The 23,652-nt window shown below is 56.6% G+C and carries 18 protein-coding genes; 10 read left to right on the top strand and 8 right to left on the bottom strand.

Going from position 1 to position 23,652, the window contains the following annotated elements:
• Positions 1-65 precede the first annotated feature (65 nt).
• The 4 genes from VV869_RS20305 (at position 66) to VV869_RS20290 (ending at position 3,918) form a co-directional block, all read left to right on the top strand.
• Positions 66-380: a (2Fe-2S)-binding protein gene (locus tag VV869_RS20305; RefSeq protein ID WP_337736755.1), complete on the top strand. Its 315-nt coding sequence runs from the start codon at positions 66-68 to the stop codon at positions 378-380.
• On the top strand, positions 373-1,758 hold the full coding sequence (locus VV869_RS20300) for an FAD/NAD(P)-dependent oxidoreductase (protein WP_337736754.1): 1,386 nt from the start codon (positions 373-375) through the stop codon (positions 1,756-1,758). Before VV869_RS20305 ends, VV869_RS20300 begins: the two co-directional genes overlap by 8 nt.
• Positions 1,755-3,008, top strand: coding sequence for an NAD(P)/FAD-dependent oxidoreductase (locus tag VV869_RS20295; RefSeq protein ID WP_337736753.1), 1,254 nt, complete (start codon positions 1,755-1,757; stop codon positions 3,006-3,008). The genes VV869_RS20300 and VV869_RS20295 overlap by 4 nt, the downstream gene beginning before the upstream one ends.
• 337 nt (positions 3,009-3,345) lie before the next feature.
• A complete protein-coding gene (locus VV869_RS20290; protein WP_337736752.1) occupies positions 3,346-3,918 on the top strand; it encodes a histidine phosphatase family protein in 573 nt (190 codons plus the stop codon).
• A 62-nt stretch (positions 3,919-3,980) separates the two neighbouring features.
• On the opposite strand, the gene VV869_RS20285 is transcribed toward VV869_RS20290, so the two are convergent.
• The 3 genes from VV869_RS20285 to VV869_RS20275 all read right to left on the bottom strand — a co-directional run bounded on the left by VV869_RS20285 (position 3,981) and on the right by VV869_RS20275 (position 7,582).
• Positions 3,981-4,262 carry a hypothetical protein gene (locus VV869_RS20285; RefSeq protein ID WP_337736751.1) on the bottom strand — a complete coding sequence of 94 codons (282 nt, stop codon included), beginning with the start codon at positions 4,260-4,262 and terminating at the stop codon, positions 3,981-3,983.
• 91 nt (positions 4,263-4,353) lie between these two features.
• On the bottom strand, positions 4,354-5,703 hold the full coding sequence (locus tag VV869_RS20280) for a DUF2254 domain-containing protein (RefSeq protein WP_337736750.1): 1,350 nt from the start codon (positions 5,701-5,703) through the stop codon (positions 4,354-4,356).
• Positions 5,704-5,974: 271 nt separating this feature from the next.
• Positions 5,975-7,582, bottom strand: a complete 1,608-nt coding sequence (locus VV869_RS20275; RefSeq protein WP_337736749.1) for an ABC-F family ATP-binding cassette domain-containing protein — start codon at positions 7,580-7,582, stop codon at positions 5,975-5,977.
• Positions 7,583-8,483: 901 nt separating this feature from the next.
• On the opposite strand from VV869_RS20275, the gene VV869_RS20270 reads away from it, so the two are divergent.
• From VV869_RS20270 to lhgO, 4 genes are all read left to right on the top strand, one after another.
• Positions 8,484-9,833, top strand: a complete 1,350-nt coding sequence (locus tag VV869_RS20270; protein WP_337736748.1) for a sigma-54-dependent transcriptional regulator — start codon at positions 8,484-8,486, stop codon at positions 9,831-9,833.
• Positions 9,834-10,209: 376 nt separating this feature from the next.
• Entirely contained in the window at positions 10,210-11,223 is a 1,014-nt protein-coding gene (locus tag VV869_RS20265; RefSeq protein WP_337736747.1) for a TAXI family TRAP transporter solute-binding subunit, read from the top strand.
• Between the two features lie 60 nt (positions 11,224-11,283).
• On the top strand, positions 11,284-13,446 hold the full coding sequence (locus VV869_RS20260) for a TRAP transporter permease (protein WP_337736745.1): 2,163 nt from the start codon (positions 11,284-11,286) through the stop codon (positions 13,444-13,446).
• Positions 13,447-13,467: 21 nt separating this feature from the next.
• Positions 13,468-14,739, top strand: a complete 1,272-nt coding sequence (gene lhgO, locus VV869_RS20255) for an L-2-hydroxyglutarate oxidase (RefSeq protein WP_337736744.1) — start codon at positions 13,468-13,470, stop codon at positions 14,737-14,739.
• A gap of 120 nt (positions 14,740-14,859) precedes the next feature.
• Here the strand turns inward: lhgO and VV869_RS20250 are convergent, their stop codons facing one another.
• A complete protein-coding gene (locus VV869_RS20250; RefSeq protein WP_337736743.1) occupies positions 14,860-15,393 on the bottom strand; it encodes a GNAT family N-acetyltransferase in 534 nt (177 codons plus the stop codon).
• Positions 15,394-15,549: 156 nt separating this feature from the next.
• On the opposite strand from VV869_RS20250, the gene VV869_RS20245 reads away from it, so the two are divergent.
• Together VV869_RS20245 and VV869_RS20240 are read left to right on the top strand one after the other, a co-directional pair.
• Positions 15,550-16,263, top strand: a complete 714-nt coding sequence (locus VV869_RS20245) for an AraC family transcriptional regulator (protein ID WP_337736742.1) — start codon at positions 15,550-15,552, stop codon at positions 16,261-16,263.
• A gap of 250 nt (positions 16,264-16,513) precedes the next feature.
• A complete protein-coding gene (locus tag VV869_RS20240) occupies positions 16,514-17,383 on the top strand; it encodes a DMT family transporter (RefSeq protein ID WP_337736741.1) in 870 nt (289 codons plus the stop codon).
• Positions 17,384-17,491: 108 nt separating this feature from the next.
• Here the strand turns inward: VV869_RS20240 and VV869_RS20235 are convergent, their stop codons facing one another.
• The 4 genes from VV869_RS20235 to VV869_RS20220 form a co-directional block, all read right to left on the bottom strand.
• Positions 17,492-19,720, bottom strand: coding sequence for a TonB-dependent receptor (locus tag VV869_RS20235; protein WP_337736740.1), 2,229 nt, complete (start codon positions 19,718-19,720; stop codon positions 17,492-17,494).
• Positions 19,721-19,779: 59 nt separating this feature from the next.
• On the bottom strand, positions 19,780-20,541 hold the full coding sequence (locus tag VV869_RS20230) for a (2Fe-2S)-binding protein (RefSeq protein ID WP_337736739.1): 762 nt from the start codon (positions 20,539-20,541) through the stop codon (positions 19,780-19,782).
• A gap of 239 nt (positions 20,542-20,780) precedes the next feature.
• Positions 20,781-22,775, bottom strand: coding sequence for a Fe(3+)-hydroxamate ABC transporter permease FhuB (fhuB, locus tag VV869_RS20225; RefSeq protein WP_443147348.1), 1,995 nt, complete (start codon positions 22,773-22,775; stop codon positions 20,781-20,783).
• 8 nt (positions 22,776-22,783) lie between these two features.
• Positions 22,784-23,650 carry an ABC transporter substrate-binding protein gene (locus tag VV869_RS20220; RefSeq protein WP_443147347.1) on the bottom strand — a complete coding sequence of 289 codons (867 nt, stop codon included), beginning with the start codon at positions 23,648-23,650 and terminating at the stop codon, positions 22,784-22,786.
• Positions 23,651-23,652: the final 2 nt, after the last annotated feature.

The raw sequence follows: 23,652 nt of genomic DNA, 5'->3' as shown, positions 1-23,652 counted from the left end.
TAAAATTAATGGTGTTAGTATGCACCGGATTTCACATTCGAATTCACTAGTTGGTATGGAAGATAATGATTAAAAGAACACAAGACATCACTGAAGCAATCGACAAACCGTTTTCGATCCAGGTCAACGGCATCTCGATTCCGGCGGTTGAAGGAGAAAGTGTATTGAGTGCACTCCTAGCCTCAAACATTCGTCAGATCATGAAAAATGATTATGGTGCCGAGTCCGGTGCTTACTGCGGGATGGGCGTTTGTCACTGTTGCCTGATCCACATTGACGGCCGACACAAACAGCGCGCCTGTCAGACGATTGTCAAACCCGACATGAACATCGAAACCGGTCGGAATAACGTGTTGGATCAGGGGGTGAAGCATGGCTAAGAAGGTTGTTATCGTCGGGGCTGGCCCTGCGGGCATGTCAGCCGCGACTGAACTGGCAAAGTTCGGTATCCACACCACTGTCCTTGAAGAGGCGCCGAAGGCCGGCGGGGTCATCTATCGTGGTCCGTGGCGTAAAACCCTGGATATGCCGCACCTGGATGAAAAGCTGCAAGGTTCGATCGATAAGATCCAGCAGAACTATCAGCAATATCGCTCGTTCATTGATCTGAGAACGCAAACCCGCGTGCTGGGGCCATTAGGCAACAACAGCCTGTTGCTGACCCATGACCATCAACTCTCCACCATCGAGTACGACCAACTGATTCTGGCAACCGGATGTCAGGAGCGCAGTGTGCCGTTTCCGGGCTGGCAATTGCCGGGGGTCATGTTACTCGGCGGCATCCAGCTTCAGCTGAAAAGTGGATTGGTCAGACCGGGGCACAAAGTCGTGATCGCCGGGACCGGACCGTTATTGGTGCTGGTTGCCTGCCAGCTGCATAAAGCCGGGTGCCAGGTCGAAGCCATCTGCGAAGCCGCGAAGTTTGCTTCTATCGCCAAGGAAACCTTAGGCCTACTCAACCGGCCACAACAGGCGCTCAATGGGCTCTCCATGATGTTGTACCTCAAGCAACACAAGATCCCGCTGCATTATGGCTGGGGACTGGTGAAAGCCTCGGGGGTCGAGCAGCTCAACGAAGTCACCATTGCGCCGTACAACGATCAATGGGAGCCGGATCAGGCCAAAGCCGTGACCCTGAACGTCGACACGCTTGGGGTGGGTTACGGTTTCTCGGCCCGCTCGCAACTGGCTCAGTTAATGGGACTCAACGTTGAATATGACCACATGAGTGGCGCGATTCCGACCACGGACGACTGGCAACGCAGCAGCGTGGACGGCGTATTCTGTGCCGGGGACAGTGCCAAGCTGGCCGGTGCTGATGCCGCTATGCTGGAAGGCCGGATCACTGCACAGGCTATCGCCGCTGAACTGGGCAAACTGAGCCACACCGAAGCAGAGCAACAGATCCACGCCATGCGCCGCAATTTGACACGTTATTACCGTTTCCGTCAGGCGTTTGATACCGCAGGCTACCGAGAATCCGGATTGCTGTCACTGCCGGATGAAGACACGGTGATCTGCCGTTGTGAACAGGTGAAACGACGTGCCATTGATGAAGCCATTGCACAAGGTTGCCGAGATATCGTGACCCTGAAAATGCGCACTCGCGTCACCATGGGCGATTGCCAGGGGAAAACCTGCGCCCATTACTGTTATGACCGTTTGAAGGAAGAAGGATTCGGCCAGGATCAAGGTCTGGTCCGCCCAAGGTTCCCGTTAGATCCAATCCCGTTCGCTGCTCTGGAGGATAATTCATGAAAACGTATGATGTGGTCATTTGTGGTGGTGGCGTCATTGGTGCCTCGGTGGCGTATTTCCTCAGCCGTCAGAAAGATCTGAAGATTGCGGTGGTTGATTACAAGTATCCCGGCAACGCTTCACGGGCATCGGCCGGCGGCCTGTGGGCCATGGGTGAATCCACGGGGCTGGGCTGCGGGGTTATTCTGTTCAAAACCCTCTCGAAGCAGATGCGGGAATCCGGGGCGACCGATGCACCGGAACTGAACCCGCACATCATGCCCGAGCCGTTTTTTAATATGTCGATGATGTCGAATGCGATGTACCCAGCGCTGTACGATGAGCTGCTCGAAAACCATGGCGTGGATTTCAAGTTTGAGCGTACCGGTCTGAAATTTGTCCTGTTCGACCAGTATGACCGCCTGTACGCGGAGCATATCGCTGCAGCCATCCCGGATCGTCAGGCGCATGTACGCTGGCTCTCTCAGGCTGAGCTGCATGACGAAGAGCCAAACGTCTCACGCGATGCCGTCGGAGCCATGGAATTCGACTGCGATCACCAAATCAACCCGTATCGTCTGAATGAAGCCTACCTTGAAGCGGCCCGACAAAATGGGGTTGAGCTGTTTTTGAACACCAAAGTGACCGGGATTGAACGCCAGGGGAACCGGGTCACCGCCGTGAAAACAGAACAAGGTGTGTTGCCGTGCAAGATGATGATTAACGCCGCGGGTGCCTGGGCCGAAACCATCAGCCAATGGGCAACCGGGTACGCCTTACCTGTCTTCCCGGTGAAAGGCCAGGTGATCATTACCGAAAAACTGCCGAAGCTGCTCAACGGTTGCCTGACCACCAGTGACTGCTACATCGCACAGAAAGACAACGGGGAGATCCTCATTGGCTCTACCACCGAGGAAAGAGGGTTTGATACCACCAACGATGTGAAATACATCAAGCAGCTGGCACAGGGTGCGATGAAATCGATCCCCGCACTGCGCGATATGAACATCAAACGTTGCTGGGCTGGCCTGAGACCGGGATCGCCGGATGAACTGCCGATCCTGGGTCCTGTCCCGGGGATTGAAGGCTATCTCAATGCCTGCGGCCATTTCCGTACCGGGATGCTGACCTCGGCGATCACCGGGCAGCTCCTGGATGAGCTAGTCCGGGCCGTGCCGACCACCATTGATATTGAACCGTTCTCTTATGAGCGTTTCCTCAATGATGAAGGCATCATGATTGCCGAACACAAGCTCGCCCATTCTTTATAGCAACTGCGGGGGTGAACAACCGAGCTGATTGACCGTTATCCGTGAAACACACGGTAGGTTCAGCCGTTCAAGCCCCCGGCCACCGGGTTCAGTGCCTGTCACTGAACCCGGTGGCCTTTTTATCTGACAACGCATGCTCAGAGCCATTCTCATCCCATATCGTCATTCTGCCGCTTTATCCCCTAATGACGTAACATACTAAAGAGATTTTATTTTTTAGCCCTGCATGTAAAGTGATCGAGGCGATTGCGGGTAAAGCAATGATTAAGGACGACCGATGACAAGCGCGCTTGCGCTCACATCATCCATCGTATAAAGCATCAACATGGAGGTTTCATTGAAAATAACCTTGGTGCGGCACGGGAAGCCCACAGCTGCATCGAACCATCGCGTCGGTCCGGCTGGTTTCGCTCAATGGGTCAGAGCTTACAACCAGTCTGAAATAGATGCCGAGAGCAGGCCGCCTGAACATTTGCGGCATCAGGTTCGTGACAGCTACATCGTTTCGAGTGATTTAACCAGAGCGCGCCACTCCGCACAATTATGCTCGGGCCGACATTCAGACCGGGTTTTAAGAGAATTACGCGAAATGGATATCCCCCGCTTCAAATTACCACTCACCCTGTCGATCCAGCAGTGGTTGATCGTTTCCCGGCTCTGTTGGTTTCTTGGGCTATCCGGGAACAGCGAGCCACTGAACCTCGGTCGGATACGGTTAAAGAAAGCCGTGGATATTTTGGCAGAGCAATCTTCGACAACGCCGGATATCACGGTGTTTGGTCATGGCCTGGCAAATCGATGGATCGCAAAAGAGCTGGTCCGGCGGGGATGGAAAATTCAATCCCAAACTCGGGGGTTCTGGGGGACCATCGAGCTGCTCAATGTGTCTGGAAAGACTGGCAACGTCTAACTCCACGAACGTGTGCAAAAGCCGGTACAGAACCGGCTTTTTCGTCTCTGCTCGCCAGATCTCTAAAACTTATTGCGCGCAGACTGAAAGGCTTCTTTCATCGTTTCAAACGCTTCTTCCGCCCCGGCTTTCAAATCCTGCCAGGCTGCGTCGCTGGACGCCTTGACCTCATCCAGTTTGTTTTTTGCATCCTGCTTTTTCTGCTTCAGTTCCTGGATTTCTTCACGGTATTCCGCCTGTCTTTCCGCTTTAGCCTGATTGGCTTTCGCTTCCAGCTTATCAATCTCTGCATTCCACTCATCGAGCTTGGCATGAAGTTTGTCGATAAAAGCTTGTCTGTCCATTCGTTCCTCCTCGCTGCATGTGTGTTCAGTACGTATTTCATGCGTTGTCTGCTGCCGGTTCACCGCGCTGCCGCTGATAACATCCGCAACTTTACCGGACCATCCATTGCAATAACTCAACCACCTGGTGATAGCGGGACTGCATTTCCCGCAGGTCTTCCGGCTCGGTTACGGCATCCTGACCGGCACGCCAAATCATTTCAGCCTGATGTCCTACCGCCTGTTGCTGCTCGGATGTTCGGCAATGCTTAGCGACCGTTGCTAAAGCTTCCAGTAGCCGGATCGAAACCGCAACATTGCCGGTTGCTCCCTGACGGATTTGATCAAACGCCGCATTCACCATCCCGGTATAGCTGACGCAACGAAACCGGCAACAGACCGGCCCCGCTTCCTGGCATCGCAATGGGTGCGGAAACTGGCGCCGGGTGAGCAAACTCAGCACCGCCCCCAGTCGATCAACACAGGTTATCGCGGTAAAAGGATCGTTGATCCCCGGTGATAACGCCCGCAAGGCAATTTCGACCATCTGGTTGAGGGCAAATTCCGGATCTTGCTCAGCGGTGCGTAAAGCACCACAAACAAAGGCCTGCCGGATTCGCTGCGTTTCGGCCTCCAGCGTCTCCGGATCGAATACAGATGCGTGTTCGGGATCACGCGGGATCGCCGCCACCAGCGTTTCTCCGTGGGTAATAAAATCGCCGGGTCGAAAACGGACATCGTAAAAACAGTCAGATTCAGCCGCCGACTGCAATAAGGCCGCATAATCGACGGCTTGCAGGTAGCCGTCACCCGTAACGGTGATCGGCTGGATTGCAGACGTCTGTTCGACAAAGTCAGGGACCGCCAAGGGTTGCGATTCATACTGCAACGGCTCCGGAAAAAACTGTTCAATGCTGGCCACCAGCTCATCATAAACGGTCGCCACCACCTGATCGGCCTGAATCGACACCGACACATGATGAATAAAATAGATCAGCACCCCGACATTGAGCACCGCCAGTCCCAGCGCCACATTCACGGACAGGTAAGGGACAAATACCTTCTCCCCTTCCGTATTGACGGCGCTGAGCACAAACAGGCAATAAATAAACGTGGCGATGAAGATCCCCAGCACATACTGAGTGCCGGTATCTTGCATGAAGTTTCGCAATAAACGGGGACCAAACTGGGAAGACGCCAGCGTCAGCGCCACAATCGTGATTGAGAACACCACCCCGGCCACCGTGACCATTGACCCCGCCAGCGTGGACAAAATCACCCGGGCGCCTTCCGGTCCGCCAAAATAAAGAAAGCTGAACTGACGGAGCACCGCAAGTTCGATCAGTTGGTCGAATACAATCAAGCTGTGGGCTGTCCCCATGGCGATCAACACCAGCCCGCCCGGCACAAACCAGAAGCTGGTTCGTACGCCTTCCCACCAATTTTGTAATTGTATTTTCACGGTGCGGCTAACCTCGGGTGAAAAGCATCTATTAACAGTAGCAAAGCTGGTTCATCACAGGCATAAAGCTGGTCGCGGTCCCGGCAAGAAGACGTTCGTGGGCAAGCGTGAGGCGCTTTTCGGCAAGCGAATGTAAAGGCGGGCGAAACTGCGGATAGAAAAAAGCCCGGTCCAATGCCGGCCGGGCCAAAAACTTGTAACTCAAAACACAATTAGCGAGAACTCTGAAGTTCAAGTTCATCCTAATCGGCCATACCTGAACCCAGGCTGGTCAGGGTGATACTTTTTCAAGCGACTCAAGCGCCAGGCAATCCTGAACCCCCACATCTGCCACAAAATCAGGATCATGGCTCACCAGAATCATCGGACCTTGGTGGTCACGCAGCGCCCGGGCCAGCATCTGTTTCGCCACCAGGTCCAGGTGATTATCCGGCTCATCGAGCAGCAACAAGGTCTCGCCCGGCTGATGACTAATGACCAACAGCGCCACTTTCATGCGCTCGCCGCCGCTGAGCCGCCCGACCGGTAATTCCGCCCGCTGCCGACGAAACCCGACCCCGGCAGCCATGGTGCGCAGCTCAGTCTCCGTATAATCCGGACACAGCCGCTGCAAATTGGCCAGCACCGTCTGAGCTTCGTCCAGCAAACTAAAATGCTGATCCAGGTAACACAGGCTGGCCCGGCAATGGACCTCCCCCGCCGTGGGTTGCAACTCGCCGAGCAAGGTTTTGAGCAAGGTCGACTTGCCGCAGCCGTTCGGGCCGGTCAGATGTACCCGATCGCCAAAAGTTAACCTGAAGCTGATAGGCGCATGCTGTCCGTAGCGGAGTGTCAGTTGCGTCACATCCAGCACCGCCGAGAGCCGCTTTTCGGCCGCATTGACCTTCAGTTGCAGTGGTTTGTCCTGAACATATCGGGCCTTGTGCTCGCTGACTCTTTTTTCTGCCACCGCCAGTTGCCGGGAGAACTGAACCTTGCGCGCCGAGGCGGACAGCTGTGCGCCTTCTCGCTTACCATCGAGCAACATCTTGGGCTGACTGCCGGAGCGCCGCTCTTTCTTACCCGTCACCGCCCGTTGCTGGGCTTTTTCCTGGCTGCGCTGGTGTTGGCGACGCAACTGCGTTACCTGGTTTTCCGCACTGGCCAGCGCCCGACTTGCTGCGCCCTGCTGCCGCGCTTTCTCCTCGGCATAATCCGTGTAATTACCGCCGTACTGACATATCCCTTCAGCCGTCAGTTCCAGAATACGATCCACTTCCCGCAGCAGCTGGCGATCGTGGCTGATCAGCAGCACCCCGCCGCGATACTGGTGCAACTGCTGGATCAACCAGCATCGCCCCGCCTGATCCAAATGGTTGCTCGGCTCATCCAGGATCAGAAAGTCGTAGTCGCCTTCAAACAACTGCCAGAGCTGCAAGCGGATCAATTCGCCACCACTAAGCGCCTGACAAGGCTGAAACGGATCCGGCGGCAGCCCGATGGCGCTCAACCGAGCGCGAAGGACTTCGCGGATCTCCCAGTCATCACCGACCAGTTCAAAATCTTCGGGCACGCAACTGCCGTGCTCGATCCGCGCCAGGGCCTGCAGCTTGGTCTCTAACCCCAGAAATGCCGCAACGCTTCCCATCTCGCGGCGCTGCGTTACATCGGTGAGCTGCGCCAGACAGCCGATGTTGGCTGAACTGCGGACAGTACCGGCATCCGGTTGGATCTGTTGCGATAAAATGCCGGCCAGCACCGATTTACCGGCGCCGTTTTTGCCGACCAGACCGGTGATCTGATGTTCAAGTGAAAAACTCACGCCGGAAAACAGCGCTTCGCCGTTGTTGTGAAAAACCGCCAACTCCTGGGCGGTCATGATTGAAGCAGACATCGCCATCTGCACCTCCTGAAAATCTTTTGCGGGTGCTCAGGGACGATTCAATCAAACTCGAAAAGCCTGTCACCGAAACCGGCAGGTTCTGAGTCATACGCCAGAGCACCAAAAAAACAGATCAGGGGTAGTCGCGCACGCCATTTATGACGCTGAGCAGAGATCACGCAAACCATAGTTCGCACAGACCACAGTTCACGCAAACCACAGTTCGCGCAGAGCATAGTTCGTGCAGACCACAGGTCGCACAGCCATCAGGCAGCCAACACGCCTGCGCATCGGTTTCTCAACCTGAGCACCAATAATCAGCAGCCACGAGCTTTGGTCGCGAACAATTTTATTTGCAAACACTTTGCTGCGAACACTTGGTTGCGAACACCTTGCTGCGAACACTTTGCTGCAAACACTCGGTTGCAAACACTCGGTTGCAAACACTTTGCTGCGAACACTTGGTTGCGAACACCTTGCTGCAGTGAACACTGAGTTGCGAACAAATGACTGGGAAAACATGCATGCCGCAATCGCGGCCAAGACGAAGTTACGCCCACTAACCCTGAAAATTCAAACTTAAAAAAGAATGTCAGATGTTAGTTGTTCATCGTGGCGTAAACTCCTGGGGAAATGATGGCGCTATTGTAGCCAGGCTTTTCCCCTCACTACAAATCGACTGACCCAAACTTGCTCAATATTCGGCTCAGTTCACAACTTTGAGCCCACAATTCAGGCGGCGTCCAGCCATCGAACCGGAATTCCGGTGTGATGAGGCCACAGAATCAGCGTCTTTCCCTTCCCAAGCGCACCGAGTTTTTTTAATGTTTTTCTCAACAAGTTGAAAAACGACGGAAAGTGACGAGGTTTCGACGGCCTTTTTCACGACACAGAAGTACCAGACACGGAAGTACCCCACATGCCTTTACCGGATAACATACCGCTTGCCCTCATTGAAGATGATGAAATCGTGCGTCAGGCCACCAGCCAGTGGTTACAGCTGGACGGATACCAGGTGCTGGAATTTGCCGATGGCAATTCGGCCCTCAATCAGCTTCCCCCCGGGTTTCCGGGGATCATCATCAGTGATGTCCGGCTGCCGGATATTGACGGGATGGCCTTGCTGCCCAAACTTCTGGCGCGCCATTCGGGGATCCCGGTGATCCTGATCACCGGTCACGGCGATGTGGATATGGCCGTCAGGGCGCTGCGTGACGGCGCGTTTGATTTTGTCGAAAAGCCGTTCGATCCGGCCCGGCTACTCGACACCGTCGCCCGTGCCTGCGAAACCCGTCAGCGCCAGCTTGAACAGCAGGATCGCGACCAGTATCTGGCGCAGGCACAAGGACTGGAGAAAATCCTCATCGGCCGCAGCGATGCCATGGTTCATCTGCGCCAGCAACTGCTGAAAATCGCCGCGATCGACACCAATGTGATTATTTACGGCGAAACCGGCTGCGGTAAAGAGCTGGTAGCTCATTGCCTCCATCAGGTCAGTCCGCGCAACCGCCACGAGTTTGTCCCGCTTAACTGTGCGGCGATCCCGGAAAACCTGTTCGAGAGCGAATTGTTCGGCCACGAAGCCGGGGCATTCACCGGGGCGGTCAAACGGCGGATCGGCAAGCTCGAATATGCCGATCAGGGCACCCTGTTTCTCGATGAAGTCGAGAGTATGCCGCTGAATATGCAGGTCAAAGTGTTGCGTGCCTTACAGGAAAATACTGTTGAGCGGGTCGGCGGCAATACGCCGATCCACATCGATCTGCGGGTGATCGCCGCCGCCAAGGAAGATCTCCATCATCATCCGGAATTTCGGCAGGATCTGTTCTATCGTCTCAATGTGGCCCAGCTGTATCTGCCGCCGCTGGCCGAGCGCGGCGAGGATATCCTGCTGCTGTTTGATCACTACATTCACCAGATGAATCCGGACACCCGCTTGCCGAGTCCGAGTGACCAGCTCGCGCTGATGCGCTACGCCTGGCCGGGCAACGTCCGTGAACTGAAAAATATCGCCACCCGGTTTGCCCTGGATGCCAGTTTGACCGTCGGAGAGATCCTGGCATCCCGGCCGAACCTGACCACTGAGCCTTCCAGAGCGACCCTGCCACTGGCCATCCAGGTGCAGAACTTCGAACGCAAAGTGATCCACGAGTGCCTGCAACGCCATCAGGGCAGTATTATCGATGCCATGGATGAACTGGATCTGCCACGCCGGACCTTGAATCAGAAAATGCAGAAATACGGCCTCAACCGCAGCGATTACACCTGAGTCCCCAACCGCACGCCGCGGTTTTTGTGCATCGGGCCATCGGCAAAAAATCGCCGATAGCCCGGGACCCAATTTGCAAGCGCCCTCACACTTTCGCGCCGAAAATACCAACAACTCTGTAACAATCCACCATGATTCCATGCAAGCATCGGCTGTTTTTTGCTTATCGGTTCGACGTCAAATGAGCAATTTTTTGCTCATCCGCGACGAAAATTGAATTTAATTCATATTTATCAATTAGTTAAATTTTGGCACCTGTTTTGCTATTCCTGTATTGCTATTGAAGCTCAGCACCTGTTACAGAATTGCTAACCCCAGGCCGGTACTTTTACGAGACCATTTATCCAATCCGGCCGCTTACATGGAGCGTATGTGTATGTTGAAAAAGACCTTATTGAAATCCCTGGTGATCGCAACCACCCTGGGCCTTGCGAGCGCCGCGACTCAGGCCGCCGAGAACCGCAGCTATATCATGGCGACCGCGTCCACCGGCGGTACCTATTATCCGGTAGGGGTCGCCATTGCAACCCTCAGTAAGATCAAGCTCGAGCCGCAACACCACTTTTCACTGGCTGCCATCAGCTCCGCCGGATCGGGCGAGAACGTGAAACTGCTCAATGAAAACGAAGCCCAGTTTGCGATTTTGCAAGGTCTGTACGGTGCCTGGGCCTGGAATGGCGAAGGCGGCTTCAAAAACAGCGGACCGCAGAAAGATCTCCGCTCAGTCACCATGCTGTGGCAAAACGTCGAGCACTTTACCGTCCGAGCCGATTTGGCCAAAACCGGTACGATTGCCGACCTCAACCAAATGGACGGCAAGAAATTTTCCATCGGGAAGAAAAATTCCGGCACCGAAGGGTCGGGACGTCAGATCCTTTCCGGTCTGAACATCAATCCGGATAGCTTTAACCTGGCCTACCTCGGCTATGGTGCCAGCGCCGATGCACTGCAAAACGGCGCGATTGACGGCATGAACACCCCGGCAGGCGTGCCGGTCAGTGCGGTGACCCGCGCGTTTGCGGCCATGGGCGAGAAAATCAAGCTGCTGTCATTCACCGACGCGCAGCTCAAGCAAGCCAACAGCCAGTACAAGCTATGGTCCCGCTACACCATTCCGGCCAATACCTATCCGGGCCAGACCGAAGCGGTCAACACCATCACCCAGCCAAACTTCCTGGCGGTACGAAAAGACATTTCGGACGATGATGTTTATCTGCTGACCAAGGCGATTTACGAGAACCTGGCCTTCCTCAACGGCATCCACAAAGCCACCAAAGCCATGGCGATTGAACAAGCCATCAACGGCCTGCCGGTACCGCTACACCCGGGCGCGGCACGCTTCTATCAGGAAATGGGGATCAATGTCCCGTCTGAATTGATTGCCCAGTAATTGCCGACCCAGTGTTCCCCGGCGGCGATGGCTCTTGCCGCCGGGGTTGAGGAGCCGACCATGAGCACGACCACAGAACAAGAACTCCAGCAGTTTGAACTGCCGACCCGAACTGATTTTCCCTGGCTGACCACGACAATCACGGTCATCGGGGTATTCCTTTCCGCCCTGCATATCTGGTTTAACACCCTGGCCACCCTGCCCGAGCTCTGGGTCTCGGCCACTCACTTCGCCGGTTTTGCGATTATCTGCGCCCTCTGGTATCCCGCCCACCGCAGCCTGAAACAAAGCAAGCTGGCCCTGGGCGGTGATCTCCTCATCGCTCTGGCAGCGTTGGCCTGCCTGATTTATATTCCGCTGGCGGAAGATGCCCTCTATGCACGCGGCGTGAAGTTTGTCGCCAGCGACTGGTTCTTCTCCTTGCTATCCATCGCCATAGTCCTGGAGCTGATCCGCCGCACCATCGGCTGGTTTATTCCGGTACTGATTGTCCTGTGTCTGAGTTACGTGGTGTTGTGGGGGCAGTGGGTCTCCGGGATTTTCCACTTTCCGGGCCTGAGCATGGAAACCCTGCTCTATCGCAGCTTCTTCAGCTCGGAAGGCATGTTCGGCTCAATCTCGCGGATCAGCTGGAGCTTTGTCTTCATGTTTATCCTGTTCGGGGCCTTTCTGGTGCGCTCGGGCGTCGGGGATTACATCATTGATGTCTCCCGTGCCGCGGCCGGAAAAATCATCGGCGGTCCCGGTTTTATTGCGGTGATTGCCTCCGGCCTGATGGGCTCGGTCTCCGGCTCCAGTGTCGCCAATACAGTTTCAACCGGGGTGATCACCATTCCGCTGATGCGCAAAGCCGGATTCCCGGCCCGCTTTGCTGCCGGGGTCGAAGCCGCAGCCTCCACCGGCGGTCAGCTGATGCCTCCGGTGATGGGCGCAGGCGCCTTTATCATGGCCTCCTACACCCAGGTGCCGTATGTCAGCATTGTTGCGGTTTCTGTCGTTCCGGCGCTGATTTACTTCCTTTCCGTCGCCTTCTTCGTGCGCATTGAAGCCAAGCGCAGCGGTGTTCATCAGGTCACGGCCTCAACCGAACCGCTGCTCAAGGTACTGCTCTCGGGCTGGCATAACCTGATCCCGCTGGCGGTACTGGTCTACCTGCTCGTGAGTGGCTTTACCCCGACTTATGCCGCCGGGATTTCCATCATCTCCGTCATTGTCGCGTCCTGGCTCTCTCCGAACAAAATGGGGCTGACTGCGATCATTGAAGCCATGGCTCAGGGCGCCCGGAATATGGCCACCACGGCCGTGCTGCTGATCGGCATCGGGCTGGTGATCAATGTGATCAGCACCACCGGGATCGGCAACACCTTCTCCCTGATGATCAACGACTGGGCCGGCGGCAGCCTGGTGGTGATGCTGTTACTGATCGCCCTGGCCTCGCTGATCCTGGGCATGGGTCTGCCGGTAACCGCGGCCTATATTGTCCTCGGCACGCTGTCTGCCCCGGCATTGTATCAACTGATGGCAGAGAGTCAGCTGATTGAAATGATGGTCAACGGTCAGTTGCCGGAGCAGGCTCGCGCTATCTTCATGCTGGCCGCGCCAGATCAGCTGGCGGCGCTGGCGCAACCAATGCCCGCAGCACAGGCCCAGGCACTGCTCGCCATGGTACCGGCCGACTTTATGGGGACCCTGCTGGAGCAAGGGCTGGGGATGGAAAAGGTCGCGCTGGCACTGCTGGCCGCCCACCTGATCATCTTCTGGCTCTCACAGGACAGTAACGTGACGCCGCCGGTCTGCCTGACTGCATTCGCTGCAGCAACCATTGCCCGGACCCCGGCAATGCGCACCGGCCTGACTGCGTGGAAGATTGCCAAGGGCCTGTATCTGGTGCCGCTGCTGATCGCTTATACCTCGCTGGTCAGCTGGGACTGGGCTTCGGTGTTAAGCGTCGGCATTTTTGCCGTCTTTGGCACCTACGCCTTGATCGCGGCTATAGAAGGCTACCTGGAAGGCACGCTAAACTGGCTGCTGCGCATCGCCCTGATCGCCATCGGCCTGGCGCTGGTATGGCCGGAAATTCCGCTGGTGATCCGCTTGGCCGCGACCGCTGCCTTTATCGCGCTGTTTGTGTTTACGGGGCGTCAGGCACGGCAGGAAGCAATGACCGCTTCCCCGTCTTCGCCAGCGTCATCAGCGGCATCGTCTTCAACGTCATCAAGCTAAACAGGCAGGGAGCATCATTCTGTGACTAAAATTTATGATTACATCATTGTCGGCGGCGGGATCGTCGGCATCTCAACGGCCTGGCAACTGCGCCAGCGCCATCCGGATAAATCCATCCTGGTGGTAGAAAAAGAAGACGGCCTGTCCCGTCACCAGACCGGTCACAACAGCGGCGTGATCCACGCCGGGGTGTATTACGCGCCGGGCAGCCTGAAAGCCAATTTCTGTAAAGCCGGCGTCGAGAAAACCCTCGATTTTTGCCACAAACACCAAATTCCGGTGGAGAACTGCGGCAAACTCCTGGTGGCAACCAATGTGCAGGAAGTCGAGCGCATGCATGCTCTGTTTGAGCGTTGCCAGCAAAACGGCATTGCCGTCGAATTATTGGATCAGGCCGGACTGGCGGAAAAAGAGCCCAACATCACCGGGCTGGGCGCCATTTGGGTGCCTTCGACCAGCATCGTCAACTATCGCCAGATCACCGAGAAAATGGCCGAGGAATTTCTCACGCTTGGCGGTGAAATTGCCCGGCGCACGGAAGTGGTGGGGCTGGCGGAAGACGACCGCCAGATCACCGTCTCGTGTAAAAGCGACGGTCAACCCCTGACACTGCACAGCCGCTTTCTGATCAGCTGCTCCGGCCTGATGGCCGATCGCCTGACCAAAATGCTGAACCTCGCCACCGATTTTCAGATCATTCCCTATCGCGGCGAATACTACCGCCTGGCGCCGAAATTCAATCAGATCGTTAATCACCTGATCTATCCGATCCCGGATCCGGACCTGCCGTTTCTCGGCGTCCATCTGACCCGGATGATCGACGGCAGTGTGACCGTTGGACCAAACGCGGTGCAGGGCTGGAAGCGGGAAGGTTACGGCCGGTTGAACCTCAGCCTGAAAGATGTCAGCGAGATGCTGCGTTTCAGCGGCTTCTGGAAAGTCACCGCCAAACACCTGAAAACCGGCCTGATTGAAACCAAGAACTCATGGTGGAAACCGGGCTATCTCAAGCTGGTCAACAAATACTGCCCGCAGATCCAACTCGGGGACCTGCAGCCGTATCCGGCCGGGATCCGCGCCCAGGCGGTGCTGAAAGACGGTACTTTGGTGCACGACTTTCTGTTTGCAGAAACTCCGCGCAGCCTGCACGTGTGCAACGCGCCGTCACCGGCGGCGACCTCGGCGATCCCGATCGGCGAATACATTTGCGGCAAGGTCGAAGCCAAGGTGGGCGATATCCCAAAGGAAGCGGCAGCGGAGCCGGCGTCTGAATCGGCGTCTGAACCGGCCTGATCGCCCTCGGCCGACATAACTAAGCGCACAGGCGTTCAAGCATTCAGACGTTCAGGCGGACATATCGTCCGCCTGAACGCCCCGTTTGCTTTCGTCACGCTCTGATGCCGAGGCCTGCACTCAGGCCGCGTATCGATTGAGCGGACAGCGATAAATCAAATCGGCATATGGGCGACCACCAATCTCATAGGCATCCGGGATCCGCTCGACGAACGCAAAACCGCATTTCTCCAACACCCGGCACGAAGCATCATTGCCTTCGGTCACCGTGGCCGTCAGCGCCGTCATTCCGATCTGCCGGGCATAACCGACCACCGCCGACAACAACGCCGTGCCATACCCTTTGCCCTGATGGCCCGGGAGCAGCATAAACCCGACTTCCGCTTGCCCGGCAACGGTTTCATCCGGTAAAAATCCGGTGATCCCGACCGCCCGCTGCGTGTCCTTTTCGATCACCACCAGGCACAACCAGTGTGAGGCACCCGCCTGCCAGGGTGGCAAGCGGCTGGTAAATTTCATTTCCAGCTCAGCAAGCGGCAGCGGATCGCCGACATATTTCATCACACTCGGTTCTTGATGTAGCTCAGCAAACAAAGACCAGTCCATCGGTTGGATTTGGCGCATATGTAACTGCGGCGTATTCAGTTCGAGCATATCTTTCCTTGATTCAGATATCACAATCGATAAATGATAGTCTTAACATGGCAATGGCATAGAAAGCCAGTGCAACCAAAGACATATCAGCAATCATATTTCCCCGGCCGTATACCAAGCTTGTCAGGATCATCTACAACCTTTACAGGAGCCCCCGTGTCACATCTGAATCGCCTGTCCATTCGAGCCTATACCCACCAGACGCGCAGCCACTACCATGAGTACCACCAACTGGTACTGCCGCTGCATGGCACGATTGAGATCAAAGTCGGGGATTATCACGGCAAAGTCAGTCCGGGAGACGGCGTCACGATTCAGGCCGGTGAGCAACATGATTTTCGTGCCCGTGAGCAGGCACGGTTCCTGGTTGCCGATTTAGCCCGGTTGCCGGAAAATCTGCGCAATGCCCCGTCAGCCAAGTTTACGGTCAGCCCGCCGTTGCTGGCGTATTGCCAGTATATCGGGGTGCAGTTGGCGCATCAGGTCAACCCGGTCTTAGAGCAAGCCACCTTTGACTTGTTCTGCCTGTTACTGGCCGAGCAAACCTGCCCGCATAAACGCGACCCGCGGCTGGAGCCGGTCATCGAAGTCATCACGCGCGATCTCAGCGCCGAACATTCCCTCAGCACGCTGGCCGGTCTAGCCTGCCTGAGCCTGACCCAGTTTAAGAAAGTCTTCAAAGCCAGCACCGGCCAGACGGCGCAGCAATACATCACCCGACTGCGGATGGAAAAAGCCAAAGCCTTGCTCACCCACACCGACCTGCCGGTCCGGTTGGTGGCCGAGCAAGTCGGCTACCGGGATCTGTCCGCGTTCAGCCGTCGCTTTCACCGCTATTACGGCCAGCCGCCCTCGGCATTCTCGACCTGACCTTTTGTAGCTGCTCTTCTTCAACGGGCCTTCTTAACTGACACTTCTCGACCGCTCTTCTCAACCGCTCTTCTCAACCAAGTCTCCGCAACCAGCTCTTCTTAGCCTGCTCTTCTTGACCAGATCTTCTTAACTTGGCCCCCGGTAGCACAATCAGCTTTCCGACCAACAAAAGCGTCTTTTCAGCACACCCAGCTAACCCGAAAGGCCCTAAGATTTTGTCATCTTGAACATTTAAAGGAACCATCAGATGGCAACCATATTCGGTATTTCAGCCGTACTATTGTGGGGCATGCTTGCCTTGCTCGGCACCCTGACCACGGGGATCCCCCCCTTTCAACTGCTCTCAATCTGTTTTTTCATCTCAGCGCTACTGATGTTCGGCAAACGCCTTTGTCGTCGAGAGCCGGTATTTGCCCTGCCTCGTTTAACCCGATCCCAGTGGCTCTTTGGCATCATCGGCCTGTTTGGTTTTCACTTTTGCTACTTCCTGGCGTTACGGCAGGCACCCGCCATTGACGTCAGCCTGATGGTCTATATCTGGCCGTTGCTGTTGGCCTTGTTCGTCGCCAACCGCCAAACAGCGGGCAGAGCCATGATCGGCGGATGTCTCGGGTTTATCGGAATTGCGTTGATTATCCTCGGCGACGGTAGCCTGGCGCTGGATCAGGCCCACTGGACAGGCTATCTGCTGGCTCTGTGCTGCGCGCTGATCTGGTCCGGCTATTCCTGGTATCTCTCGCGCTCAGATAACTCAGTTGAGGACATTGGCTGGCTGTCGGCGGCAGTGGCGATCCTGTCTTTGCTGGCGCATCTGGGGCTGGAAAACGGTCACTGGGAGTTGAGCGGCACGGAATGGCTCGGCGCACTGTTGCTGGGTCTGGGACCGGTCGGCGGGGCGTTTTACTTATGGGATCTCGGGCTGAAGCGGGGGAACAAGTCCCTGCTGGCCTCGCTCAGCTTCAGTGCCCCGCTGATCTCTTCAGTGTTACTGGCACTGGCCGGGCTTCATAGCTGGTCGATGAATATTGTCATTGCGCTGGGTTTGATCCTGACCGGCGCGCTGGTAAACAACTGGCCCAAGCGTATCCGGCGTCTGTCCCGACCCGAGAACGCTTAAGCCCCCCAACATCGCGGCTCATCCGGCTCTCCTTTCCCATCGTCCAGCGAAAAAAATCCCCGGCCAATTGACCGGGGATGATTTGCGGAACGCCAAGCGTATCGTCGCTTAGAACTGAACCTGGTAGTTCAGAGTATAAGTGCGGCCACGGCCTTTATAATCAAAGACTTCCGCTGGTGCGTAGTAAGTGTACCAGCCCCGTGCACGTTGTCCCCATACGGTGCTGTAGTCTTCATCCAGCAGGTTCTGGATCCCAAAGCCCAGGCTACCCACCGGCAGCGCGACCGTCCCCACCAGATCAAACACGCTGTAGCCGTCAACCTTGCCTTTTGCATCATCGGTCAGATCAAACAAGGTCTGGTTCTGTAGTTTCACAGCGTAGTCGTCTTCATACCAACCCAGCCAGGCACCGGCTTTTGACGAACTGGCGTAACGGATCGACAGCTTCTTCCACTCACCGTCGCTGTTCTGCTGCTCAGACTTGACGTAGTGACCATTCACCCCGGCCTGGAGTTGATCGGTCAGCCAGTAAGACGCCATCGCTTCCGCACCGTAAATGCGTTTTTTGTCATCCAGAACATTCACGTTCAGGGTCTTCTTGTCAAACTTGACCACTTTGTCTGACTGAGAGTAGTACAGCGCCGCTTGCAGGCTCAGCGCATCCTCCTGCATCCGGTAGCCGATCTCGTAGCTGTTGGTCTTGATCCCTTTCATCTTGGAATCGTTGACATTCACGCTTGCGGTCAGCGGGTAATGACCGTTGGCATCCGCCGCGCTGTAAGTCCCGACACCGTAGTATTTCGCCGGATCAGACAGGTCAAAGCCCTGGGAGAAGTTCGCCCACACCTGACTTTGCGGAGTGAAGCGATAGATGGTGCCGAGATTGAACAGGCCGATGTTGTAGTCAGTTTCGCCACCCGGAACCGCGTCAGCCGAACTGCCCTGGCCCAGCGCAATCTGTTGCTGGATATCGGCGCTGACAAAGTCATCAACCTTGTTATCCATGTACTGATAGCGATAGCCACCTTCAACGGTCCAGTCGTCCGTGATATCAAAACCTGCCTGAATAAAACCGGCGACAGACGACACTTCGGTGCCCGGGTAACGGCCAATGGTTGCCATGGTGCGGTTCACCAGACCACCACTTGCATAGCTGGTTTGCGGATCAAAGATAGCCTGATTACTCTCCAGCTTGTCGATGTAGCTGTCGATCCCGTAAGTCAGGGTCAGGCGATCGAAGGATTTGATCAGCGCGGCACGTAAGCTCAGCACATCCGTGGTCTGCTCAGACGCTGCCAGGTATTTCCCGTAGATAAACGGAATAAACGACAGCTCTTCGCTACGGTACGAAGCCTGCATGATCAGCTCGTGCGACAGGAATTCAGCGTCGTGATAGCTGGCGTTCAGCATCACCCGCTCCGTCCCGCCCTGGCGATCCGACTCGAAGCCTTTGCGCACATCAATCAGGCTGGTGTCCGGCTTATTCCCGGTAATATTTTTCGGTGCTCCGGCTAGATCTTCACCAAAGTAAATGCCGTACGGGCTATCTTGCTGGCTATTGTAATACTGAGCTAGCAGGCTCAGAGTGCGGGTTTCTGACGGTGTGATGGTCAGGCTCCCCATCACATCCACCATCTCATTGTACTGCAGAGAGCCTTGCGTAATATCCGGTACCACGATATCGCCATTGGCATCGTAGTAACCGCGGGTTTCCCCGTAAACCACCGACGCACGGCCTTTCACCCGCTCATTGCCGCCGCTGATCGACTGTGCCAGCTTGTAATCAAAATCATCGCTGCTGTTCAGGCCCGAGGTGGTGCTGACATAGCTTTCAAACTGCAGTTCATCGCTGTCCGCCTGCTTGGTCACGATGTTGATCACCCCACCAGTCGCACCGGCGCCGTAAATCGACGTTGCCCCGGAAAGGACTTCAATCCGTGCAATATTGAACGGGTCGATCGAGTCCAGCTGACGGCTGATTGAGCGCGAAGAGTTCAGCGAAACGCCGTCAATCATCACCAGCATCGCGCGGCCACGCAAGTTCTGGCCGTAGTTGGTGCGGCCCTGGCTGCTGACATCCAGTGAAGGCACCGCCGCGGCCAGGATTTCACCCAGGTTTTTACCGCCGCGGTATTCCTGTTCAATCTGCTCGCTATCGACGTACCAGACCGTTCCCGGAATATCCCCGATGCTTTTCGGTGCATGGCTGGCCACCACCACCATGGTTTCATCGACCGCTTCCTCTGCAACGGCCTGAAGGGAATAAGCCGAACCGGCCAGTGCCATGGCGGCAAGAAGCGGTTTGACCACGAACGTCCTTGATTGCTTTGATTTCATTTTGATCACTTCTTTTTAGAATTACATGAGTTGAAGAGCCCGCAGGAAACCTGCGTAAATCAGGCCGTCAAATTCGCAACGACCAATTGAATCTGTGCTTCGGCAGTGCGGCGATTACAGGTCCCGCACAGCTTTTCGCCCATACCGGGCAGGGTGTATTTCAAACAGCAACTCTGGCGCCGGGGAACACAGACATGGCGTTCCGCCACTTCCAGCGGCAGCCATTCCAGTCCGGATTGCAGTGACGGTGAGAGGCTGCGGAAGAAACGGCTGACATCCAGGTGTACCGCCCGTCCATCCACTTCCGGAAAGCGAAGCAGTTGACTCCAGGGCGAGGCGATGGCCAGCGCGCAATTGCCCCAGAACACCTGCGGTGCAACACCGAAACGACGGCGAAACAGCGCAAAAAACTGTTGGGTCAAACCATCCAGCCAGGGCAGAAAATCGGGGACATCCCCGTTACTCGCGGCGTGACGCCCCCCCAATTGCCACTGCTGGGTGTCGAAAACCAGACGCTCTGTGCGCTGCAATGGTGAGCGGTTTGTTACCCGGAAATAGGCCACCAGCGGTGACAAAATTGAAGCCATCAGCCGTTTTTGCACCAGCGTGGCAGCCACTTTTTGCGTCGGGGCCTGCTCACGAACCTGAAATGCTTCGATCTGTTCGGCAATCCAGGAACCTTCCAGCAACGCTTCCAGGGTCAGGCAATTCGGGCCGCTGAGTGCTTGCCAAGTCCAGGCCGGATTGAGCAACGCCATCTTGTCATGGGTACTGTCGGCCTGCGCGAGCATAGGGAACACGTTTTCAAAACTGGCCTGCATGCCGTTCTCTGCTCCCCGCTTGCGCTGATACTTCGGCTTTCGTTGATAGCTGCTTGATACTCAACAGCATTACATTTTAATCCGGTCGCAAATGCTAATCAGTCTTATTTGTTAATGCAAATGATTTATAACCCTATTAACATCAAGCTCATTGAACCCATCCACGCTCATCCATCCGTTTCATCAATAAAAAAGCCGACAAGATGTCGGCTTTTGATAACAATTAATTGAATTATCATTTACTTTCGCAGCAGGTAGAGGAAATAGCCGCCGCCGATCACCGAAGCGAGCAAACCCGCCGGGAACTGCCAGGGGAACCACAGATTGCGCCCGACCCAATCGGCCAGCATCATGATGTTGCCACCCAGCAGGCAGGCCACCACCAACTGTTGCCGGGCAGAATACTGCCCCAGCGACCGCGCCATATGTGGGGCCAGCAGACCGACAAAACTCAGCGGGCCGACGACTATCGTCGCCAGCGCCGTCAGCATCGCGGCCAATAACATCAGGGCCTGACGGACCCGCTGACAGCTGAGGCCAATCGAGCCGGCAATCACTTCACCCAGGCTGATCACATCCAGCCAGCGCTGAAGCAGTAAGAGTGCACCGCCAATCAGCACCACGCCGGCAAGCATCAGGGCCACATCCTGACCGGCCACCAGATACGTCGAACCAGACAGCCAGGTCAGCAGCGCTTTAAGGTTCTCCTGCCCGGAAGACATCGCAATACGGATCATCGCATCGAGCGCGGCACTGATCCCGATCCCGGTCAGCAGCATCTGTGTCGGGGCGAACCGGTGACGCCGACCACTGAGCCAGATCAGGCCCATGACAATCAGGGCGCCTGCGGTGCCCAGCGCCATCTGCTCAACCCGCTGGACCGTCCAGCCGGCCATCGCCCCCAGCACCAACGCCAGAGCTGCCCCGGCGCTAATGCCCATCACTTCCGGGCTGGCCATCGCGTTCCCGGTCACCCGTTGGATCACCGTCCCCGCCAGGGCCAGCCCCATACCGGCCAGCAGCGCCACCAGAACCCGGGGCAAACGCAAATCCAGCAGGGTCTCAGACACGCCCCATTGCCATCCGGCCGGGCTGTTCCCTGCGAACGTTGCCAGCAGCAGCACCCCGGCCGTGACGACACCCAGTACTGTCAGCATCAGCCGAAACGATCGCGGGTGATAATGCCGGGTCGGCTCTTCTTCTGCTTTCAGGCTGGAGACAAACGCCTGACGGTGCAGCAACCACAGCAGAAACGGCGCACCAATCAGCGCCGTCACCGCACCGGTCGGCAACAGCTCACCGCCAACGCCGGAAAGCGGCTGGATCACCAGATCGGCGATCAGCAGCAACATCGCGCCCACGCCGCTGCTGAGCAGCAGCCGGCTCCACAAGTGCCGCGCCCCCAACAACTTCGCCAACGCCGGAGCAACCAACCCGACAAAACCGATGATCCCCACCTGGCTGACAATCCCAGAGGTGATAAAGATCCCCAGTCCAAGACTGACCACCCGCAGATGCGCGACTTTCACGCCCACCGAGGAGGCGACTTCCTCCCCCAACTGCAGCACCGACAGCGGACGCAGCAGCAGCACCAGGATCCCGGCCGGGATCAGCAACAAGGGCAGCAGCGACATCACGCCTTGCCAGTCGTTCTGATTCAGTGCCCCGGCGCCCCAGATGAACACGCTGGTTAACTGCTGCTCATGGATCAGCAGCAACATCATGTTGAGCGATCCGAAAAACAGGCTGACCACCATCCCGGCCAGCACCATCTGCAAGGGGGCAAATCCGCGCTTGGCCGTCAGCAGAAAGACCAGCAAGGTCGCCGCGACGCCACCGAGAAAGGCAAACCAGTAATGGCCGATCCCCAGTGATGCCGGAACAAACAACAAGCTGGCAGCCAGGCCCAGCTCGGCACCCGCCGCAACCCCGAGCGTGGTCGGCGATGCCAGAGGATTGCGCAGCACGTACTGCATCAGACACCCGGCCACCGCCAGCCCGGCACCACACAGCAATGCCATCACCAGCCGCGGCAGGAACGTGAAATGAACGATGATCTGGCGATAGTCCGTTTCATCGGGGCTAAAAAGCGCATTCAGCCATTGATCGGCACTGAGCGGATACGGTTGGGCGCGATACAGCAATATCCCCAACACCAGCAGTAACCCGCCGCCGATCCAGCGTTGTTGTCGCGCCGGAGCAATCTTGCCCGGCGCCGTTTCGATTCCCTGCATCATCAGCCCTACGGTCCGCTCAGCAACAGCTGGGTCACCTGATCACTGAGCCGCTCCGCAGCCTTCAGGCCGCCAAACGACCAAATCGCCGGCAGCTCATAGACCCGCTGCTCCCGGCTGAAGGCCAGTGCACGCCACAGCGGCGTTTTGAACACCGCTTGCTGCACTTTGGCATCAACCGGGCCGAAGTACACCACGCTGGCTTGCTGCAACTGCGCCAGTTTCTCCATCCCTGCAGACGAAAAGCCCCACAGGTTGGTGTCCTGGTGCCAGCCGCTTTCAAGCCCCATGCGGGTGAGCGTATTCACCGCCAGGGAGCCTTCACCGTGAATCCGCAAATGTTTATCGCCGATAAACCGCACCAACAGCAGCGGATGGCTGGCTTTGCCGGCCGCCTTCAGACGCTGGCCATTTTCTGCCAGTTTCTCACGCGTGGCGGCAATCACTTGCTCCGCTTGTGCCTCGCGATCGAACAGGGCACCCAGCTGACGGGTCATGGCTTCCGCCTCCTGGTACGGCGCTTTTTTCTCGGAATAGACCGAGTACACCAGAGTCGGCGCGATGGCCGACAGCTTCTCGTACGCCGGGGCCAGGTGTTGACTCATCAGGATCACATCCGGCTTGATCTGCGCCAACAGCTCCAGATTCGGCTCACGACGCGAGCCGATATCAATCACGTCCTGCGGCAACACCGGCACGCTGACCCATTCCCGGTACCCCGCAACATCGGCAATGCCTTGCGGGGCGACGTCCAGCGTCAGCAGGGTTTCGGTCAACACCCAATCCAGGGACACCACCTTTTTCGGCGGCGTTGAAAATTCCGCGGTGCCCAGCTCGTGCTGGTAGGTTTTCGCCGTAACCCCGGCGCTGAACATCA

Source organism: Photobacterium sp. MCCC 1A19761, assembly GCF_037389125.1.
GTDB lineage: Bacteria > Pseudomonadota > Gammaproteobacteria > Enterobacterales > Vibrionaceae > Photobacterium.
The sequence above is the reverse complement of the archived record's forward strand: the minus strand, read 5'-3'. Positions and strand labels throughout refer to the sequence as shown.

Coding starts and splice junctions, on each gene's coding strand:
- VV869_RS20235 (WP_337736740.1), bottom strand. CDS start 19,720: ATGAAATCAAAGCAATCAAGGACGTTCGTGGTCAAACCGCTTCTTGCC.
- VV869_RS20260 (WP_337736745.1), top strand. CDS start 11,284: ATGAGCACGACCACAGAACAAGAACTCCAGCAGTTTGAACTGCCGACC.
- VV869_RS20270 (WP_337736748.1), top strand. CDS start 8,484: ATGCCTTTACCGGATAACATACCGCTTGCCCTCATTGAAGATGATGAA.
- VV869_RS20295 (WP_337736753.1), top strand. CDS start 1,755: ATGAAAACGTATGATGTGGTCATTTGTGGTGGTGGCGTCATTGGTGCC.
- VV869_RS20285 (WP_337736751.1), bottom strand. CDS start 4,262: ATGGACAGACAAGCTTTTATCGACAAACTTCATGCCAAGCTCGATGAG.
- VV869_RS20250 (WP_337736743.1), bottom strand. CDS start 15,393: ATGCTCGAACTGAATACGCCGCAGTTACATATGCGCCAAATCCAACCG.
- fhuB (WP_443147348.1), bottom strand. CDS start 22,775: ATGCAGGGAATCGAAACGGCGCCGGGCAAGATTGCTCCGGCGCGACAA.
- VV869_RS20275 (WP_337736749.1), bottom strand. CDS start 7,582: ATGGCGATGTCTGCTTCAATCATGACCGCCCAGGAGTTGGCGGTTTTT.
- VV869_RS20220 (WP_443147347.1), bottom strand. CDS start 23,650: ATGTTCAGCGCCGGGGTTACGGCGAAAACCTACCAGCACGAGCTGGGC.
- VV869_RS20305 (WP_337736755.1), top strand. CDS start 66: ATGATTAAAAGAACACAAGACATCACTGAAGCAATCGACAAACCGTTT.
- VV869_RS20230 (WP_337736739.1), bottom strand. CDS start 20,541: ATGCAGGCCAGTTTTGAAAACGTGTTCCCTATGCTCGCGCAGGCCGAC.
- VV869_RS20265 (WP_337736747.1), top strand. CDS start 10,210: ATGTTGAAAAAGACCTTATTGAAATCCCTGGTGATCGCAACCACCCTG.
- VV869_RS20240 (WP_337736741.1), top strand. CDS start 16,514: ATGGCAACCATATTCGGTATTTCAGCCGTACTATTGTGGGGCATGCTT.
- VV869_RS20300 (WP_337736754.1), top strand. CDS start 373: ATGGCTAAGAAGGTTGTTATCGTCGGGGCTGGCCCTGCGGGCATGTCA.